Here is a 17,313-nt window from a genome sequence, read left to right on the forward strand (position 1 = left end):
TCCTCCGCTGCTCGACTGTCCTGACCCGTGGATTGATCAAAAGGCTGGGCGTAATGACCGAACGGATGACCTGCGATGAGCGCTTTATCGCCCTGGCTGAAGAACTCAACTACGACATCTATGGCGAGAACACCGCCGGTGGCAATTACGCGCCGCTGATTCGCCATCACGATGAGCTGTACATCAGCGGCATGGTGCCGAGGGTCAACGGCAAAATTCTGTATCCCGGCCGCGTGGGACTGGAATTGAACCTCAAGGATGCGCAAGCCGCCGCAAGCATCAGCGCCATGCGTTGCCTGGCGCTGATTGTCGATGCGGTGGGTTCGCTGGACAAGATTCGCGCGTTGTTGCGGGTCACGGTGTATGTGAAGTCGACCGCTGACTTTGTCGACCTGAGCGAAGTGGCCAACGGCGCTTCGGACGTATTCAGCCATGTGCTGGGCGATGCGGGACGGCATACGCGCACGACCATCGGCGTGTATCAGTTGCCGAAGAATGCGGCGATTGAAGTGGACATGATTGCAGCGTTGCATCCTTCGGCTTGAGGTTATCCCCGCCTCAAACAAAAAGCCCCGCCTGATCACTCAGCGCGGGGCTTTTTTACAGGCGCTTGGCAGCTTACTGCGCCGCGATGCTATACCCGTCAAACGCGGTCTGCTGCTGCAGGGCGGTGATGATGTTCTTGCGGTTCACCGCCTGTTCCGTACCGGCGTTGTCGACGAAGGTTTCGCTCTCCAGCTCGGCTTCATCGCCTTCACCCACAAAGGTGAAACCGAGGAATTCCAGCGCCTCACGATCAACATTCAGACGCGAACGCGGTGTGCGCATTGGCAAGGTCACGCTGGCGCCGTCCTTGCTGATGGTGAAGATTTCCACTTCTTTCTTTTTTGCGGCCTTGCTCTTGCCACCGCTCGGGTTGCTGATCGCCTGATGGGTCTGATTCAGCACTTTCAGGGCCAAGCCATAAACGATTTCCTGAAACGCCGGATCGTCTTTGAAGCTGGACAGAATGCGCCCGATCGAGAACTTGCTGCTCAGGTCTTCCAGCGCGGCGATGTCCGCCGCCTCGGCGTCTTTAAGGCGCTTGAGTTCGCCCATTAGCTCGTACGCCTTGTCGTCATCAAAGCTGTCATGCGCCTGACGGATCGCTGCCCGCAATTCACGGATCTGGTCGCTTTCGCGGGTCGACTGGAACGCGTCCAGAACCATCTCGCTGATGATTTTGGCTTGGGGCAGGTGTTGTGAAAGATTGATGGAGTTTTCGTATTCCGCTTTGGACGACTGGGTGGCTACGGATTCAGCGGTGTTGAAATCGGACATTGAAATTTCACTACTTTTTTAACTTGAGTTGAGACGAGAAAGCACGAGGTCTTTTTCAGGCCGACTAATTTAGGGGAGCGGGGCGGCGTTGTCACGGAGCAACGGTCTGGTGGTCGGGAATTTTCCCTGTCGTTGTTATTTCAGGCGCGGGCGTTCCATGGCAATCAGCGAAGTTTCGAAACCCAGGCTGGCGAAAAAGGCTTCTGCGCCCTCGCGTCCCGCACGTAGCACCCACGTGATGTCAGGGTTGTCGCCCATCACATGCTCAACCAGCGCACGGCCAATGCCCTTGCGTTGATGATGATCAGCAACCACCACCATCGACAGATAGCCATTGGATATTTCATCAGTGATGCCGCGGGCGAAGCCGACAATGTTGTCGTCGAGCAGAGCGACGGCGGCGCGTTGCGAATTGCCAATCAAGCGAGCGAACGACTCGGCATCGCCGGTGCGATGGCGCCAGCCATGCTCGCCGAGAAACAGCCGCGCCGACTCTGTTTCATCGGGGCGCAAGTTGCGAACGTTGAGCGTGTACTGCATGGATTGAAGTCCTTTTCAGCTTTCGATTGTTGAACGGAGGGCGTCAGGTTTGCCCCACGTACGCATCGCAAACTCGACAAATTTCCGCAGCTTCGGCAAACGGTAGCGATCCGGGGCATACAACAAATGCATGGGCCGACTCGGTGGCGTGTAATCGGCGACCACCCTGACCAGTTTGCCTTCGCGCAGATCCTGTTCGACCAGTGCATCGGGCAGCATCATGATTCCCATACCGTTGCGCGCGGCCTGGTGCAGACCGGCAGAGCTATTGATCAGCAGCGGGCCACTCACGTCGACGAGCACTTCGCCATCGGGGCCGCTCAAACGCCAGCGTTTTTCCACCGATTGCCAGTCATCCCCGGCCGGGTAGGCGAAGGACAGGCAATCGTGCTGCTGCAAATCCTGGGGCGTGTGCGGCATGCCACGTCGCGCGATGTATTCGGGGGAGGCGCAGACCGTCAGGGTGTAGTCGATCAAGGGGCGAGCGATCAGGTTGGAAGACTCATCGAAATTGCCCAGCCGGAATGCGACGTCGAGGCCATTCTCCAGCAGATCCGGGCGGCCGTTGGTCAGTACCACGTCGAGTTTCACTTGCGGATACAACAAGGCGTATTCGCTGAGCGCCGGGGTCAGGCGTTCGACGCCGAAGGTCAGCGGCGCGGCAATACGCAGCAAGCCGCGTGGCTCGTCGAGGGCCTGTTCGGCAAGGCGTTCGGAGTCGGCGACCAGACCGAGCACGTCCAGGCAGCGCTGGTAATAGACGCTGCCGAACTCGGTGAGCCGCTGGCGACGGGTGGTGCGCTGCAGCAATTGCACGCCGAGGCGTTGCTCCAGCGCGCGCAGATGATTGCCGACCATGGTCGTCGACATGTCGCACTGCAGAGCGGCTGCGGTCATGCTCCCGCCTTCGACCACTTTGACGTAAACACCCATCGACTGAAACAAATCCATTATCAAGCTCTGCTTTTAAACGATTGAAGTTTTTCCGGGTTTATCCAGTTCAGGTGGCTAACCATACTAAAAAAACACCGACCTGCAATGGAGTTTCACGTCATGACCGCCGCCCTGATGAACACCTACCAACCACTGGCCCTGAGCTTCACCAAGGGCCTGGGCACGCGCCTGTGGGATCAGGCGGGGCGCGAATATCTGGACGCGGTTGCCGGTGTGGCAGTGACCAACGTTGGCCACTCGCATCCGCGCATTGTCTCGGCGATCAGCGAGCAAGCGGGATTGCTGCTGCACACCTCCAACCTGTACAGCATCGACTGGCAGCAACAACTGGCCAAGCGGCTGACGGCGTTGTCGGGGATGGAGCGCGCGTTCTTCAACAACTCCGGCGCCGAAGCGAACGAGACGGCACTCAAACTGGCGCGCCTGTTCGGTTGGCGCAAAGGCATCGAGCAGCCGCTGGTGGTGGTCATGGTCAACGCGTTTCATGGCCGCACCCTCGGCACGCTGTCTGCCAGCGATGGCCCGGCAGTGCGCCTGGGCTTCAACGAATTGCCGGGGGATTTCGTCAAAGTGCCGTTTGGCGATCTCGCGGCTCTGGAGCAAATACAACGCAAACACGGCGCGCGCATCGTGGCGATTCTGGTCGAACCGATCCAGGGCGAAAGCGGCGTACAAATCGCAGCGCCAGGTTATCTCAAGGCTCTGCGCGACCTGTGCAATCGCCACGCGTGGCTGCTGATGCTCGATGAAATCCAGACCGGCATCGGCCGCACGGGGCAGTGGTTCGCCTTTCAGCACGAAGGCATCGTGCCCGATGTCATGACCCTGGCCAAAGGCCTGGGTAATGGCGTGCCGATCGGCGCCTGCCTGGCACGGGGGCGCGCGGCCGACCTGTTCACCCCGGGCAGCCACGGCAGCACCTTCGGCGGCAATCCTCTGGCCTGTCGGGTCGGCTGCACCGTGCTGGACATCATCGAAGAACAAGGCTTGCTGGAGAATGCGCGGGTGCAGGGCGCACGGTTACTGGAACGCCTGCGCGCCGAACTGGCAGACAACCCGAATGTGCTGGCGATTCGTGGGCAGGGCCTGATGATCGGTGTCGAGCTGAAACAACCGGTGCGCGACCTGACGCTGATCGCCGCGCGGGATCATGGCTTGTTGATCAACGTGACTCGTGGCAAGACCATCAGGTTGCTCCCGCCGCTGACGATCGATGAGCGCGAGGTGGGGATGATTGTCAGAGGGGTTGGGCGGGCTCTGGACGCACATTGATTGGTCTGCGCAAAACCCAGTGGGAGCGCATGGCTTTAGTCCGACACATCTTTAGACTCCGGCGCCAGCATCCTCGTCTTCTGCGCCCCATTCGAGTTGTGCTGAATAATCTCGCTCGGCTGCCCCTGGTCATTGAAAAACACCTGTCCGATCCCTGCTGAATTCCACAGCCGTTCCCCGGCCTCGGCATGTTCCGGCGTATACGGGACGATGCGCATCTGCCGGCGTTTGGTGAACCAGTTCAACGGCGAGCGCGGTGAGTAGAGCCAGCGGTTGAGGCGGTCGAACCATTCCAGCAGGGTCGGCGGGAATTCGTTCTTGATGCCGCTGCTGGTGATCTGCCAGATGCGCGGGCCGGCCTTGCGATGGCGGATCAGCACTTCGTAGACGAACGAATAATGCACGTCGCCCGACAGCACCACGTAGTTACCCGGTGTGCGCGAGTGACGGAAAATGTTCAGGATCACCTGCGCCGCACCGCGATGGGCCATCCAGTTTTCCGCATCGACCAGCAGCGGATAGCCGCACCAGCTGAACACCTTTTGCACGGTTTCAATCAGCTTCACGCCGAAGATCGGCGCTGGCGAAACGATGATTGCCGAAGGGTGATCGAGCAGTTCCTGTTGCAGCTCGCTCAAGGCTTCCCAGTCGAGCAGGCCCGACGGCTGCTTGAGGGCCATCTCGCTGCGCCAACGCCGGGTGCGCGTGTCGATCACCACCAGCGCCGGACTGCTCGGCAGCACGAAATGCCACTGCTGAAAACGCAGCAACTGATCAATCAGATCGTCCTGCACCGGCATGTCCAGATAGCCGTCGTCGCCACTCGCGCTCAGTTGTGCGGTCTGCTCCAGCATTCCTTTGAAAGCGTCCGGATTGTTGCCCCAGCCCTGACACAACAGATAAGCAATCAGCGCATTGCCGATGATGCGCTTGGAGAACGGATGGCCGTAGGCCGTTTCCTCCCATTGCGCGGAAAGATTCCAGTCATCGGTGATGTCGTGATCATCGAAAATCATCAGGCTCGGCAGATGCGCCAGCGCCCGTGCGACATTGCCCAGGCCCGCCTTGAAGGCATCGATGCGCGTCTGCTCAAGGTGGTAGCGCTTGGAGCGTTCCGGCGTCAGCGTCGGCGCGCTCGGGTTGATCAGCGACCACGGCGTCGGCGACCACACCAGCATGTACATCGCCATGACTTCGGCGAACGTCACCAGGTGATTGTCAGCGCTGCTGCTGGTGAAAATCGGCTTACGTGCGCCACCGAAAAATCGCTCGCGCAAGGTCTCGTTGCTCTCCAGCGCCGGTAACAAATCCGCACGGTGGTAGTAACTGGCCGGGTGTTGATAGAGCTTGGCGCTGTCGCTGACCACGGCACCTTCAAGGTGTTCTTCGAACAGACCCAGGCGCTCGATCAAGGCATGGATCGCCCGCAGCATCGGCCCGGCAACGTCATCGGCATAGACCTGATCACCGCTCATCATCAGCAACGCCGGACGTTGCTGCGCATCGGTTTCGTCGGCCAGCAGTTGGTCGACGCAGAGCAAACCATCGGTTGCCGGATGATGCGGCTTGCGGCACGAGCCGTGGAGCAATTGGTCGATCCGCGAACGCACCACGAGGTTCGCGCAGGCGCCGCCGGGGTAAAGCAGATGCGGCGACCATTCAGCCATACCGATGGTGTCATCGATCAGCAGGTCGTAGTCGATACGGGTGTCGCAGGGCAGGGCGCTTTCGAGTTGAACGTCGATCAGATGCACGAAGGCATGACGGCCTACGGCAATGACCGTGCATTTCTGCGCATCGAGCGGAATATCTCCTACACCCTGCAGGCGCAAGGTCAGCGACAGTTCACGCGTGGCCACCAGCCACAGCACCACGCGTGTCGGTTCCAGCCGCCGCAGCAACGGGCCGGCCAGAACAGGAGGCAGCGAGATCAGGTCATCGGGTGTTGAAAACATTGAGGGCAAAGTTCAAGGCGCACAGGCCGCCGATGATAGCGCAGCCGGCGCCCTGATCCCTTAAATCAGCCTTAAGAGTCGGCTTTTTGCAGTTTCAGCGCCAGCAAACGCCATTCCCCAGCGGTCGCATCAACCCGTGGCAGTTGTTGTACAGAGCAATCGAATCGGTAGGTGACATCGTCGCCATTCATGTTGCGCGCGGTGACGTTGTTGCTGAAGGTGTAGACCTGATCCTTGAAGCGATGGCTGACCAGCGCTTTGCTGTCAGCAAAACGCGCCGAAGCGGGATAACGCAGTGTGCTGGTGACAAACGGGCTGCACATGACATACGCGATCATCGACTTGTCGGCCTGTGCGTCGCCGCGCAGTTTCTTGTTCAGCGCGGCCAGGGCCATGCGGCCCTCATAGTCGCTTTGATCCAGCACCGTCTGTACCGCCATTGATTGCGGTGCCCGACTGATGTAATTCGGCAACAGTGCGGAGTCGGCGGGAGAAGGCATGTCGTCCGCCTCAATGGCAGCAAAAACCGGCGCATCTTTCAGCTCGGTGGCGGGCGTGACCGCCTCGGCTTCAGGCAGCAGAGAGGACGCCTCGACGACTGGCGTGTTCTGCGCCTGCGCTGCTTCGTGATCGAACGACGAAGGAAACAGAGAAAAGGTGATCGACAACATCACCAGTCCGACAATGAAGCCGCCCGCCGCGCCAACGATGTTGCCGTAGAAAATATTCCAGCTGCCGCGATTCTTCACCACCCAGCGCCACATGAAACCCCAGACAGCGACGAACGCCAGAAAACGCAGAAACTCCATTTGATCTTTTTCCTTGATGTCTTTTAGTGCGAAGTCCGCGCGCTTGCCGCAGGTACACTGGTAAAAAGAAGGAAGATAACAAAAGCAACGGCTTATGCCATCGACTTGGCCCCGATAAGGCAAGAAAAAAGCGATGTCCGAAGGCGACGTATTAGACTGCGCCACGGTCGGATCGAGTCGACCATTCCAGAACATCAAGAGAGCAAAGCATGGAAGCTGAGATCAGCGTCTACGAGCACTATTGTGAGCAGGTCAGACACCACCAGGACGAGCGCCGCGCTATTGCGAACACACTCACGGTGGTCATTGGAGCATTGATCGCTGTGATGGCTATTGATCAAAAGCTGGATGAGCAAGATAGCTGGCTTGTCTATGCCCTGATGGTAGTCGGATTACTGGGTTCGGTGTGTATGGTCAAGTGCCATGGGCTGATCAGGTTTTACAAGGCTATGTCTGAAACTATGGCGCTGCGTATCGGATACAACACGCCAGGCCCATTCGATGTGAAAGCGCTCGAAACGGCGGCAATCCTTGCACAACACTGGTTCTGGCGAACAATGCATAAGGTCAGGCTGTGGCACTTGTGGTTGGCGTTTTCCGGATTCGTGTTCGTTGCGGCGGTATCAATGCGTCTCCGGTTACCGACAAGTGACTGGATTCTGGTCAGCGGTACTGTTGGCTGATGATTACTTTGAGGTAAGAGCCTGTCTGCTAGAGGATGTCTTTCAAATACCCCTTCAGCGCGAGCAGCGGCTGACCCAGCTGCTCCATCGACCGCGCCTGGGCCAACTCCGCCGACAACTTGCGCAACTCCCGCCCCAACGGCTTGTCGACCCCACCCAAAGCATCCAGCGCCAGGTTCAGGCATTCGTTCATCTTGAACTGAATAGTCTCGACATCGCCGCGTTTCACCAGTAACTCGAACAGGTCTTTCTGATAATCGCCCATGACCATGTCATCGCGCAGGATCGGGCTCAGGCCTTCTTCTTCGTAGGCGAGTTTGAGGGAGAAGAGGGCGACGGTTTCCAGTGAGGTTTCCATGGGTTTGTCTGTCAGTGAAGTGGAGGGCTTGAAACCAATGCGCGAAACGCCAGAGGAGGTTTGACGTGCGGGCGTGATTATACGGGCGGGGATCGCATGCGAGGCAACCAGCAATCGGGCATCTAAAACCTACAAGCTCGCGCAGCATTGACATCCACTTTGATACGACGCTTTGTTTACAAACACTGAACATCAGCGGAGTGACCATCATGGAATACGACATGAAACTGATCGACGACGCCGTTCTTGCTCTCCTGGCAGCCTATAGCTCCGACGACGGCAATGCGTGGAAGGGCTATGACTTTGAAATCATGAACCGTTTGCACGAACAGGGTTTGATCAGTAATCCGGTTAACAGGAACAAGTCGATATGGTTGACGAAGGAAGGGTTGGAGCGGGGGCGGGAGATTGCTGAGCGGATATTTGGAGCTAAGGAATAGGTTGGGCAAACGCCCGATTCTGTAGTTGAGCTGTTGCTCGGCAAGATAACGTCAGGTGTGATCATGGCTCGCCATGGGGATATGCATACGATTGTTGTTGGTGCGGTTGCACGCAGATCTGCAGGCGAAACGGTAGCGAGTTACTGGATAAGGAATCGGAGGATTTTTGCATTGGGACATCTTCTGGACGAACCACAACTGACTAGGGTCAGAGATGCCTTATCAGAGCCTTTCAATCATTTCCCCACTGATTACGACTACGTCGTTCGTCAGCTAAGGGGCGTTGATCCAGCGGTGCTCTACAAGATTTTTTATTCAGAAGTAGCACCCGTGTGTTTCACAAACATTGCTGCAGTTCTTCCCACTGTATGGACTGGGTTCGACCCTGATTGGCTCAGATCCGAGATAGAGGAGAGGCTCGCGGCGCGACGGCGCAATTGGTTTCGCAGGCAGTACGACAAACTGTTGGTACGTTGGCTGGAATACAACTATGACTACATGTGGAAAGAGATAGCCTCGAGGTTATGAGGACGGTTTCACGCGGTTTGGTATTCCGCGATGGTGAAAGCCACCTTTTGTTTCACCGATGCGGTGATTCAGGTTCCTTCAAGCTCAATCGTCGGGCGGGGCTTTAGTGCTCGGCATTGCACCAACCACTTTCCTCCAGACGAAAAAAAAGGCCCTGCTTTCGCAAGACCTTTTTCTCTGTGTTGGTGCCCCGAGGGAGACTCGAACTCCCACTCCTTTCGAAAACGGATTTTGAATCCGCCGCGTCTACCAATTCCGCCATCAGGGCTCAATGGCGGCGAAGTATAGAGAGGTGATTACCGTTGGTCAATCACGTTTCATGGTCAATTTTCGATATTTCCGCTAGACTTTCCGGCCCTGCTAGACGAACCCCATCATGCGCGTTGCTGACTTTACTTTCGAGCTTCCTGATTCGCTGATCGCCCGCCACCCCTTGGCCGAGCGTCGCGGTAGTCGCCTGCTGACCCTCGATGGGCCGAGCGGCGCCCTGGCACACCGTCAATTCACTGATTTGCTTGAGCATTTGCGCCCGGGCGATTTGATGGTGTTCAACAATACCCGGGTGATTCCGGCGCGGCTGTTCGGGCAGAAAGCGTCCGGCGGCAAACTGGAAATTCTCATCGAGCGCGTGCTCGATGCGCACCGCGTGCTGGCGCATGTGCGCTCCAGCAAATCGCCGAAACCGGGTTCGAAGATTCTTATCGATGGCGGTGGCGAAGCCGAGATGCTCGCGCGTCATGATGCGTTGTTCGAGTTGGGGTTTGCCGAGGAAGTCTTGCCGCTGCTCGACCGCGTCGGGCATATGCCGTTGCCTCCTTATATAGACCGCCCGGATGAAGGCTCGGATCGCGAGCGTTATCAGACCGTGTATGCCCAGCGTCTGGGCGCGGTCGCGGCGCCGACGGCGGGGCTGCATTTCGATGAGCCGTTGATGCAGGCGATTGCCGCCAAGGGCGTCGAGACTGCGTTCGTGACGTTGCACGTCGGCGCGGGGACGTTTCAGCCGGTGCGTGTCGAGAAGATCGAAGATCACCACATGCACAGCGAGTGGCTGGAAGTCGGCCAGGATGTGGTCGATGCGGTCGCTGCGTGCCGTGCGCGTGGCGGTCGGGTGATTGCGGTCGGCACCACCAGCGTGCGTTCGCTGGAAAGTGCAGCGCGCGATGGTGTACTCAAGCCGTTCAGTGGCGACACCGACATCTTTATCTATCCGGGCCGGCCGTTTCATGTGGTCGATGCCCTGGTGACCAATTTCCATTTGCCGGAATCCACGCTGTTGATGCTGGTTTCCGCGTTTGCCGGTTATCCCGAAACCATGGCCGCCTACAAGGCCGCCGTGGAAAACGGTTATCGCTTTTTCAGCTACGGGGATGCGATGTTCATCACCCGCAATCCCGCTCCAACTGCCCCTGAACAGTCGGGCCCAGAGGAAACAGAATGAGTCGCGAATGTCGAATGTCCTTTGAGCTGCTGGCCACCGATGGCAAGGCTCGTCGTGGTCGCCTGACCTTCCCCCGTGGCACCGTCGAGACTCCGGCATTCATGCCGGTCGGCACGTACGGCACGGTCAAGGGCATGCTGCCGCGCGACATCGTCGCCACTGGCGCGGAAATCATTCTGGGCAACACCTTTCACCTGTGGCTGCGTCCTGGCACGCAGGTGATCAAGGAGCACGGCGACCTGCACGATTTCATGCAGTGGAAAGGCCCGATCCTGACCGACTCCGGCGGCTTCCAGGTGTTCAGCCTCGGCGCGATGCGCAAGATCAAGGAGGAGGGCGTGACTTTCGCCTCCCCAGTCGACGGCGCGAAAGTGTTCATGGGCCCGGAAGAATCGATGCAGGTGCAGCGCGATCTCGGCTCCGACATCGTGATGATTTTCGACGAATGCACGCCGTACCCGGCTGACGAAGACGTTGCGCGGGTATCGATGGAGCTGTCGTTGCGCTGGGCGCAGCGTTCGAAAAATGCCCACGGCGACAACACCGCGGCGCTGTTCGGCATCGTCCAGGGCGGCATGCATGAAAACCTGCGCATGCGTTCGCTCGAAGGCCTCGACAAGATCGGCTTTGACGGCCTCGCCATCGGCGGTCTGTCGGTAGGCGAACCAAAGCACGAAATGATCAAGGTGCTGGATTATCTGCCGGGCCAGATGCCCGCTGACAAACCTCGTTACCTTATGGGCGTTGGCAAACCGGAAGATCTGGTTGAGGGTGTGCGCCGCGGAGTGGACATGTTCGATTGCGTGATGCCAACCCGTAATGCCCGCAATGGGCATCTGTTCATCGATACCGGTGTGCTGAAGATCCGTAACGCGTTCCATCGCCATGATGAATCGCCGCTGGATCCGACCTGCGATTGCTATACCTGCCAGAACTTCTCGCGCGCTTATCTGCATCACCTGGACAAGTGCGGCGAAATGCTCGGCAGCATGCTCAATACCATCCATAACTTGCGCCATTATCAGGTGCTGATGGCTGGTTTGCGCGAGGCTATTCAACAGGGTACATTGGCCGCCTTTGTCGATGCCTTCTACGCCAAACGCGGACTTCCCGTTCCGCCTTTGGACTGAGTTTTCTGACCCCAAGATTCAACATTTGCAACTGGAGTGCTAAATGAGCTTTTTTATCTCTAATGCCATGGCTGACGCCGCTGCACCGGCTGCTGCAAGCCCAATGGGCGGCGGCTTCGAGTGGATTTTCCTGGTCGGCTTCCTGGTCATCTTCTATCTGATGATCTGGCGTCCACAGGCCAAGCGCGCCAAAGAGCAGAAGAACCTGCTGAGCAGCCTGCAGAAGGGTGACGAAGTCGTGACCACTGGCGGCATCGCCGGCAAGATCACCAAGGTTGCCGATGACTTCGTGGTCCTGGAGGTTTCCGACACCGTGGAAATGAAGTTCCAGAAAGGCGCTATCGCCGCCACGCTGCCAAAAGGCACGCTGAAAGCGATCTAAGAGCAACAACTTCTACTCAATCGACGGGGCGCGCAAGGCGCCCCGCGTTCATAACGGGCGGCGTGATGCTGAACAAATACCCTCTGTGGAAATACATCCTGATCCTGGCGGTGCTGGCGATCGGTCTGATTTATTCCGCTCCCAATCTTTACCCCGATGACCCGGCCATTCAGATCAGCGGCGCCAGCACGGCTCTGCAGGTCAATGACGCCGATCTGGCTCGCGTCAGCACGGCGCTGAAAGAGTCCGGCATCAACGTCAAGGCGGCCACGCTGACGGCGGGCGGCAAGGGCGGTCTGATCCGTCTGAGCAAGGCTGAAGATCAGCTGCCAGCCAAGGACGTTGTGCGCAAGGCATTGGGTGATGACTACGTCGTCGCGCTGAACCTGGCACAGACCACTCCGCAATGGCTGCGCAACCTCGGTGCGCACCCGATGAAGCTGGGTCTGGATTTGTCCGGTGGTGTGCACTTCCTGCTCGAAGTGGACATGGACAAAGCCCTCGATGCACGCCTGAAAGTCTACGAAGGCGACGTCAAGAGCCTGCTGCGCAAAGAGAAGCTGCGCTATCGCAGCCTGCCGCAACTGGACGGTGCCATTCAGTTGGGCTTCAGCGATGAAGATGCCCGTGAACAGGCCCGCGCGCTGATCCGCAAGAACTTCAACGATTTCGACATTGTTCCGGCCGACCTCAATGGTCAGCCGGTGCTGCGTCTGGCGATGACCCCGGCCAAGCTGGCGGAAATCCGTGAATACTCCATCAAGCAGAACCTGACCACGGTACGTAACCGCGTCAACGAGCTGGGTGTTGCCGAACCGATCGTGCAGCGTCAGGGCGCCAACCGCATCGTGGTTGAGCTGCCGGGCGTGCAGGATACTGCCGAAGCCAAGCGTATTCTCGGCAAGACGGCCAACCTTGAGTTCCGTCTGGCCGCTGAGCCGGGCGCTTCGAAAGCCACTTCCGAGTCGTTCGAATTCCGCGAAGGCAACCGTCCGCCAGCGCAGATCGAGCGTGGTCTGATCATTACCGGTGACCAGGTCACCGACGCCAAGGCCGGTTTCGGCGAGCACGGCACACCGGAAGTGAACATCCGTCTGGATGGCCACGGTGGCGAGCTGATGAGCCGCGCGACCCGTTCCAACGTCGGTCGCAGCATGGCAGTGATCTTCATCGAACAGCGCCCGGTGACCACTTACACCAAGCAGGTTGTCAACGGCGTCGAGAAAGACGTGCCGGTGCAGACCTTCAAGGAAGAGAAGAAGATCATCAGCCTGGCGACCATTCAGTCGCCGCTGGGTGCGCAGTTCCGTATCACCGGCCTGAACGGCCAGGGCGAATCGTCCGAGCTGGCACTGCTGCTGCGTGCCGGTGGTCTGGCGGCGCCGATGTACTTCGCCGAAGAGCGCACAATCGGTCCGAGCCTGGGTGCTGACAACATCACCAAAGGTATCAATGCGTCGCTGTGGGGCATGCTGTTCGTGTCGCTGTTCATTATCGCCATCTACCGCTTCTTCGGCGTCATCGCCACCGTTGCGCTGGCGGTGAACATGGTGTTGCTGCTGGCGCTGATGTCGCTGCTGGGTGCCACGCTGACCCTGCCGGGCATCGCCGGTATCGTGTTGACGATGGGTATGGCGGTCGACGCCAACGTGCTGATCTTCTCGCGGATTCGTGAAGAGATCGCCGCCGGCATGACCGTGCAGCGCGCAATCAACGAAGGCTTCGGCCGGGCATTCACCGCGATCCTCGATGCCAACCTGACCACCTTGCTGGTGGGCGGCATTCTCTTCGCCATGGGCACCGGCCCGGTGAAGGGCTTCGCAGTGACCATGTCCCTCGGGATCTTTACCTCGATGTTCACGGCCATCATGGTGACCCGCGCAATGGTCAACCTGATCTTTGGCGGACGTGACTTCAAGAAGTTGTGGATTTAAGGGGCTGCCATGTTACGTACAATCAACTTCATGGGCGTTCGCAACTTCGCGTTCGGCGTCACCGTGTTGCTTACCGTCATTGCCTTGTTCAGTGTCGCCACCAAGGGCATGAACTGGGGGCTGGACTTTACCGGCGGTACGCTCATCGAGCTGACCTACGAGCGTCCTGCCGATGTCACCAAGGTCCGCGAGCAGTTGGCGAGCTCGGGTTATCACGAAGCTATCGTGCAGAACTTCGGCGCAACTACCGACTTGCTGGTGCGTATGCCGGGTGAAGACCCGCAGCTCGGTCATCAGGTCGCGCAAGCGCTGCAGAAAGTCGGCGGCGACAACCCGGCGACGGTCAAGCGTGTCGAGTTCGTCGGCCCGCAGGTCGGTGAAGAACTGCGCGACCAGGGCGGCCTCGGCATGCTGCTGGCGCTGGGCGGCATCCTGATCTACCTGGCTTTCCGCTTTCAGTGGAAGTTCGCGGTCGGCGCCATCGTGTCGCTGATCCACGACGTGATCGTGACCATCGGTATCCTGTCGTTCTTCCAGATCACCTTCGACCTGACGGTGCTGGCGGCGGTACTGGCGATCATTGGTTACTCGCTGAACGACACCATCGTCGTCTTCGACCGGGTGCGGGAGAACTTCCGCGTGCTGCGCAAGGCGACGCTGATCGAGAACATCAACATCTCGACCACCCAGACCCTGCTGCGCACCATGGCGACGTCAATCTCGACATTGCTGGCGATCGCGGCGCTGCTGTTCTTTGGCGGCGACAACCTGTTCGGCTTCTCCATCGCGCTGTTCATCGGCGTGCTGGCGGGTACGTACTCGTCGATCTACATCGCCAACGTTGTGCTGATCTGGCTGAACCTGACTACGGAGGATCTGATTCCTCCGGCGAACACCGAGACGGAAGTCGACGACCGTCCATAACGGCCCTCGAAATCCCGGCTGTCAGGCCACGAAAGGCGCGAGTTGAACTCGCGCCTTTTTTTGTGCTCCAAGGCTGGGAGAAGCGCGGGCGCGTCCCGCATGTGATGGTCAGGAGGTTCATGTGAACAAGTCGTTGCTGGTTGGTGCGGTATTGGGTGCTGTCGGTGTCACAGCCGGGGGTGCTGTTGCCACCTACAGCCTGGTTAAAAGCGGCCCTGAGTATGCGCAAGTATTAGCCGTTGAGCCGGTCAAGACACAGATCAAGACTCCACGTGAAGTATGCAAGGATGTAACGGTGACCCGTCAGGCGCCGGTGAAAGATCAACACCAGATCGCCGGGACCGTGGTCGGCGCGCTGGCCGGTGGTTTGCTGGGTAACCAGATTGGCGGCGGCACCGGCAAAAAAATTGCCACGGTGGCCGGTGCGGTCGGTGGCGGTTACGCGGGCAACAAGGTGCAGGAGGGCATGCAGGAGCGTGACACCTACACCACCACGCAAACCCGCTGCAACACGGTCAATGACATCAGCGACAAGGTCGTCGGTTACGACGTGCGTTACTCGCTCGACGGCAAGGAAGGCAAAGTGCGGATGGATCGCGATCCGGGCAACCAGATTCCGGTCGACAAGGAAGGCAAGCTGATCCTGTCGCAGAATGAGCCGGGTCAGTAAGGCTCCACTGTTGTGCGAAGAAGCACCCTGCGGGGTGCTTTTTTTGTGCTCGCGATTTCTTCAGCCAACTGATCTCCTGTTTATTTCCCTGATCAGTGTAGGAGCTGCCGAAGGCTGCGATCTTTTGATCTTGCTTTCAAAAAACAAAGTCAAAAGATCGCAGCTACAGGGAATGGTGTTAAATCGCAGGCATAAAAAAAGCACCCCGAAGGGTGCTTTTCTGTTAGCCGTGAGCTTAGCGCTTCAGCGAAGCCGGCAGGTGCGGCTGGATCGCCGTCAGCACTGCCTTAAAGCATTTGGTGTTACCGGCAACGATATGGCCTTTTTCAAGGAAGTCGTGACCGCCGGTGAAGTCGCTCACCAGGCCGCCGGCTTCCTGAATCAGCAGGGCGCCTGCAGCCATGTCCCACTCGGACAGGCCCGACTCCCAGAACGCATCAAAACGACCGGCAGCCACGTAAGCCAGGTCCAGGCTTGCCGAACCGGCGCGGCGGATGCCGGCAGTCTGGCCAACCAGGGCGCGGAACATGCCGAGGTAGTTGTCGAGGTTGTCCATCTGATCGTCACGGAACGGGAAACCGGTACCGAGCAGGGCGCCGTCGAGGCTGGTGCGACCGCTGACGCGCAGGCGACGACCGTTCAGTTGGGCGCCGCGACCACGGCTGGCGGTGAATTCTTCCTGGCGGACCGGATCCAGAACCACGGCGTGTTCCAGGCGACCACGATATTTGCAGGCAATGCTCACAGCAAAGTGCGGAATGCCACGCAGGAAGTTGGTGGTGCCGTCCAGTGGATCGATGATCCACAGGTACTCTTCGCCTTCGATGCCGGTGCCAGCGTGCAGGCCGGTCTCTTCACCCTGGATCGAGTGATTCGGGTAAGCCTTGCGCAGGGCATCGATGATTTTCTGTTCAGCGGCGCGATCAACCTCGGATACGTAATCCTTGGCGTCTTTTTCGTCGACCTTGATGGTATCCAGGCGCTCGATGGAGCGGAAGATCAGTTCACTGGCGCTGCGGGCGGCGCGCAGCGCGATATTCAGCATGGGCTGCATGGATGTGTCACCTAAGGTTGTTAAAGAAAGCCGCGCATTCTATCAGAACTTTTCTTCAGGTGAAGGACGCTGTTCGCTTTCATAGCTTAACGGTAGGCTGTTCTGTAAGATTTGCCCCCCTTTCCAATGTCCGAGAGCGCCTCCCTTGCTGCAGAACATTCGTGTCGTCCTGGTCAATACCAGCCACCCCGGAAACATCGGCGGGGCCGCGCGCGCCATGAAAAACATGGGTCTGTCGCGACTGGTGCTGGTCGAACCGCGGGTCTTCCCGCATCACGAGGCCGATGCCCGCGCCTCTGGTGCCGGTGACATCCTTGAAAGCGCACAAGTCGTCGCCACGTTGGAAGATGCTTTGGTCGGCTGCAATCTGGTGCTCGGCACCAGTGCTCGTGATCGTCGTATTCCCTGGCCGCTGCTTGATCCGCGCGAATGCGGCAACAAAGTGGTCGAGGAGGCCGGGCAGGGCGCCGAAATCGCTTTGGTGTTCGGGCGTGAAGATTCCGGCCTGACCAACGAAGAGCTGCAGCGATGTCACTTCCATGTGCACATCCCTTCCGACCCGACGTTCAGTTCGCTGAACCTCGGGGCGGCGGTGCAGGTGTTGAGTTATGAAGTGCGCATGGCCTGGCTGGCTGCACAGGGTCAGCCGAGCAAGGTCGAGAAAGAAGAAGTGGCTTCGGTGAAAAGCGCCGAGTTGGCGACCATGGATGAACTGGAACGATTCTATGAGCACCTGGAGCAGACGCTGGTCGCCATCGAATTCCTCGACCCGGAAAAACCACGGCACTTGATGGCGCGCCTGCGCCGGTTGTACGGACGCAGCTCGGTCAGCCGGGCGGAAATGAATATTTTGCGTGGCATCCTCACGGAAACCCAGAAAGCGGCCCGTGGCGAGCTTCTAAAGCGGAAGGATTGAATA

At 58.8% G+C, this 17,313-nt stretch carries 19 protein-coding genes and 1 tRNA gene; 12 read left to right on the forward strand and 8 right to left on the reverse strand.

The genetic code is table 11. The annotated features are described in order from the left end of the window. Positions 1 to 53: 53 nt before the first annotated feature. The gene (locus ACP7D9_RS26865; RefSeq protein WP_016773306.1) at positions 54 to 545 is read left to right on the forward strand and encodes a RidA family protein; all 492 of its coding nucleotides are present in this window, start codon (positions 54 to 56) and stop codon (positions 543 to 545) included. Positions 546 to 618: 73 nt separating this feature from the next. On the opposite strand, the gene ACP7D9_RS26870 is transcribed toward ACP7D9_RS26865, so the two are convergent. The 3 genes from ACP7D9_RS26870 to ACP7D9_RS26880 form a co-directional block, all read right to left on the reverse strand. Continuing rightward, complete coding sequence (locus tag ACP7D9_RS26870; RefSeq protein WP_313000809.1) at positions 619 to 1,320, reverse strand: hypothetical protein; 702 nt, start codon at positions 1,318 to 1,320, stop codon at positions 619 to 621. Between the two features lie 135 nt (positions 1,321 to 1,455). Beyond that, positions 1,456 to 1,860 carry a GNAT family N-acetyltransferase gene (locus ACP7D9_RS26875; RefSeq protein WP_313000812.1) on the reverse strand — a complete coding sequence of 135 codons (405 nt, stop codon included), beginning with the start codon at positions 1,858 to 1,860 and terminating at the stop codon, positions 1,456 to 1,458. A gap of 15 nt (positions 1,861 to 1,875) precedes the next feature. Continuing rightward, complete coding sequence (locus tag ACP7D9_RS26880; protein WP_426160107.1) at positions 1,876 to 2,811, reverse strand: LysR family transcriptional regulator; 936 nt, start codon at positions 2,809 to 2,811, stop codon at positions 1,876 to 1,878. 102 nt (positions 2,812 to 2,913) lie between these two features. Between ACP7D9_RS26880 and ACP7D9_RS26885 the strand changes: the two genes are divergently transcribed. Continuing rightward, complete coding sequence (locus ACP7D9_RS26885; RefSeq protein ID WP_101161997.1) at positions 2,914 to 4,086, forward strand: aspartate aminotransferase family protein; 1,173 nt, start codon at positions 2,914 to 2,916, stop codon at positions 4,084 to 4,086. Positions 4,087 to 4,121: 35 nt separating this feature from the next. Here the strand turns inward: ACP7D9_RS26885 and ACP7D9_RS26890 are convergent, their stop codons facing one another. Next, the gene (locus ACP7D9_RS26890) at positions 4,122 to 6,041 is read right to left on the reverse strand and encodes an alkaline phosphatase D family protein (RefSeq protein ID WP_426160108.1); all 1,920 of its coding nucleotides are present in this window, start codon (positions 6,039 to 6,041) and stop codon (positions 4,122 to 4,124) included. A 71-nt stretch (positions 6,042 to 6,112) separates the two neighbouring features. Next, the gene (locus ACP7D9_RS26895) at positions 6,113 to 6,850 is read right to left on the reverse strand and encodes a hypothetical protein (RefSeq protein WP_313000821.1); all 738 of its coding nucleotides are present in this window, start codon (positions 6,848 to 6,850) and stop codon (positions 6,113 to 6,115) included. A 209-nt stretch (positions 6,851 to 7,059) separates the two neighbouring features. Between ACP7D9_RS26895 and ACP7D9_RS26900 the strand changes: the two genes are divergently transcribed. Continuing rightward, on the forward strand, positions 7,060 to 7,533 hold the full coding sequence (locus ACP7D9_RS26900; RefSeq protein ID WP_426160109.1) for a hypothetical protein: 474 nt from the start codon (positions 7,060 to 7,062) through the stop codon (positions 7,531 to 7,533). Positions 7,534 to 7,561: 28 nt separating this feature from the next. Here the strand turns inward: ACP7D9_RS26900 and ACP7D9_RS26905 are convergent, their stop codons facing one another. After that, positions 7,562 to 7,891 carry a hypothetical protein gene (locus ACP7D9_RS26905; protein ID WP_426160110.1) on the reverse strand — a complete coding sequence of 110 codons (330 nt, stop codon included), beginning with the start codon at positions 7,889 to 7,891 and terminating at the stop codon, positions 7,562 to 7,564. 221 nt (positions 7,892 to 8,112) lie between these two features. Here ACP7D9_RS26905 and ACP7D9_RS26910 point away from each other — a divergent pair, with 221 nt between their 5' ends. Further along, on the forward strand, positions 8,113 to 8,331 hold the full coding sequence (locus ACP7D9_RS26910; RefSeq protein WP_426160111.1) for a DUF6429 family protein: 219 nt from the start codon (positions 8,113 to 8,115) through the stop codon (positions 8,329 to 8,331). A gap of 171 nt (positions 8,332 to 8,502) precedes the next feature. After that, positions 8,503 to 8,859 (forward strand): DUF7079 family protein, encoded by a 357-nt coding sequence (locus ACP7D9_RS26915; protein WP_426160135.1) that lies wholly within the window; start codon positions 8,503 to 8,505, stop codon positions 8,857 to 8,859. Positions 8,860 to 9,042: 183 nt separating this feature from the next. Here the strand turns inward: ACP7D9_RS26915 and ACP7D9_RS26920 are convergent. After that, a tRNA-Leu gene (locus tag ACP7D9_RS26920) sits at positions 9,043 to 9,127 on the reverse strand. A gap of 108 nt (positions 9,128 to 9,235) precedes the next feature. On the opposite strand from ACP7D9_RS26920, the gene queA reads away from it, so the two are divergent. From queA to ACP7D9_RS26950, 6 genes are all read left to right on the forward strand, one after another. Then, positions 9,236 to 10,300, forward strand: coding sequence for a tRNA preQ1(34) S-adenosylmethionine ribosyltransferase-isomerase QueA (gene queA / locus ACP7D9_RS26925; protein ID WP_083353529.1), 1,065 nt, complete (start codon positions 9,236 to 9,238; stop codon positions 10,298 to 10,300). A 14-nt stretch (positions 10,301 to 10,314) separates the two neighbouring features. After that, positions 10,315 to 11,430, forward strand: a complete 1,116-nt coding sequence (tgt, locus tag ACP7D9_RS26930) for a tRNA guanosine(34) transglycosylase Tgt (protein WP_160768392.1) — start codon at positions 10,315 to 10,317, stop codon at positions 11,428 to 11,430. Positions 11,431 to 11,473: 43 nt separating this feature from the next. Further along, positions 11,474 to 11,812, forward strand: a complete 339-nt coding sequence (yajC, locus tag ACP7D9_RS26935; RefSeq protein ID WP_016773317.1) for a preprotein translocase subunit YajC — start codon at positions 11,474 to 11,476, stop codon at positions 11,810 to 11,812. Between the two features lie 65 nt (positions 11,813 to 11,877). Continuing rightward, positions 11,878 to 13,746, forward strand: a complete 1,869-nt coding sequence (gene secD / locus ACP7D9_RS26940) for a protein translocase subunit SecD (RefSeq protein WP_397504634.1) — start codon at positions 11,878 to 11,880, stop codon at positions 13,744 to 13,746. Between the two features lie 9 nt (positions 13,747 to 13,755). Beyond that, a complete protein-coding gene (gene secF / locus ACP7D9_RS26945; RefSeq protein ID WP_101162014.1) occupies positions 13,756 to 14,670 on the forward strand; it encodes a protein translocase subunit SecF in 915 nt (304 codons plus the stop codon). Positions 14,671 to 14,791: 121 nt separating this feature from the next. Beyond that, complete coding sequence (locus tag ACP7D9_RS26950) at positions 14,792 to 15,340, forward strand: glycine zipper 2TM domain-containing protein (protein ID WP_007956693.1); 549 nt, start codon at positions 14,792 to 14,794, stop codon at positions 15,338 to 15,340. A gap of 235 nt (positions 15,341 to 15,575) precedes the next feature. Here ACP7D9_RS26950 and suhB read toward each other — a convergent pair whose 3' ends face one another. Next, complete coding sequence (gene suhB, locus ACP7D9_RS26955; protein WP_016773320.1) at positions 15,576 to 16,394, reverse strand: inositol-phosphate phosphatase; 819 nt, start codon at positions 16,392 to 16,394, stop codon at positions 15,576 to 15,578. 145 nt (positions 16,395 to 16,539) lie between these two features. On the opposite strand from suhB, the gene trmJ reads away from it, so the two are divergent. After that, entirely contained in the window at positions 16,540 to 17,310 is a 771-nt protein-coding gene (trmJ, locus tag ACP7D9_RS26960; protein ID WP_426160112.1) for a tRNA (cytosine(32)/uridine(32)-2'-O)-methyltransferase TrmJ, read from the forward strand. The last annotated feature ends 3 nt before the right edge of the window (positions 17,311 to 17,313 follow it).

The organism is Pseudomonas sp. TSRC2-2 (assembly GCF_049897785.1).
Taxonomy (GTDB): Bacteria; Pseudomonadota; Gammaproteobacteria; order Pseudomonadales; family Pseudomonadaceae; genus Aquipseudomonas.

Bases quoted from the DNA above. Each gene is read 5' to 3' on its own strand.
- ACP7D9_RS26895 (WP_313000821.1), bottom strand. From the start codon at position 6,850: ATGGAGTTTCTGCGTTTTCTGGCGTTCGTCGCTGTCTGGGGTTTCATG.
- ACP7D9_RS26875 (WP_313000812.1), bottom strand. From the start codon at position 1,860: ATGCAGTACACGCTCAACGTTCGCAACTTGCGCCCCGATGAAACAGAG.
- yajC (WP_016773317.1), top strand. From the start codon at position 11,474: ATGAGCTTTTTTATCTCTAATGCCATGGCTGACGCCGCTGCACCGGCT.
- ACP7D9_RS26900 (WP_426160109.1), top strand. From the start codon at position 7,060: ATGGAAGCTGAGATCAGCGTCTACGAGCACTATTGTGAGCAGGTCAGA.
- ACP7D9_RS26865 (WP_016773306.1), top strand. From the start codon at position 54: ATGACCGAACGGATGACCTGCGATGAGCGCTTTATCGCCCTGGCTGAA.
- ACP7D9_RS26870 (WP_313000809.1), bottom strand. From the start codon at position 1,320: ATGTCCGATTTCAACACCGCTGAATCCGTAGCCACCCAGTCGTCCAAA.
- suhB (WP_016773320.1), bottom strand. From the start codon at position 16,394: ATGCAGCCCATGCTGAATATCGCGCTGCGCGCCGCCCGCAGCGCCAGT.
- ACP7D9_RS26890 (WP_426160108.1), bottom strand. From the start codon at position 6,041: ATGTTTTCAACACCCGATGACCTGATCTCGCTGCCTCCTGTTCTGGCC.
- tgt (WP_160768392.1), top strand. From the start codon at position 10,315: ATGTCCTTTGAGCTGCTGGCCACCGATGGCAAGGCTCGTCGTGGTCGC.
- ACP7D9_RS26910 (WP_426160111.1), top strand. From the start codon at position 8,113: ATGAAACTGATCGACGACGCCGTTCTTGCTCTCCTGGCAGCCTATAGC.
- ACP7D9_RS26905 (WP_426160110.1), bottom strand. From the start codon at position 7,891: ATGGAAACCTCACTGGAAACCGTCGCCCTCTTCTCCCTCAAACTCGCC.
- secD (WP_397504634.1), top strand. From the start codon at position 11,878: ATGCTGAACAAATACCCTCTGTGGAAATACATCCTGATCCTGGCGGTG.
- ACP7D9_RS26885 (WP_101161997.1), top strand. From the start codon at position 2,914: ATGACCGCCGCCCTGATGAACACCTACCAACCACTGGCCCTGAGCTTC.
- ACP7D9_RS26880 (WP_426160107.1), bottom strand. From the start codon at position 2,811: ATGGATTTGTTTCAGTCGATGGGTGTTTACGTCAAAGTGGTCGAAGGC.
- secF (WP_101162014.1), top strand. From the start codon at position 13,756: ATGTTACGTACAATCAACTTCATGGGCGTTCGCAACTTCGCGTTCGGC.
- queA (WP_083353529.1), top strand. From the start codon at position 9,236: ATGCGCGTTGCTGACTTTACTTTCGAGCTTCCTGATTCGCTGATCGCC.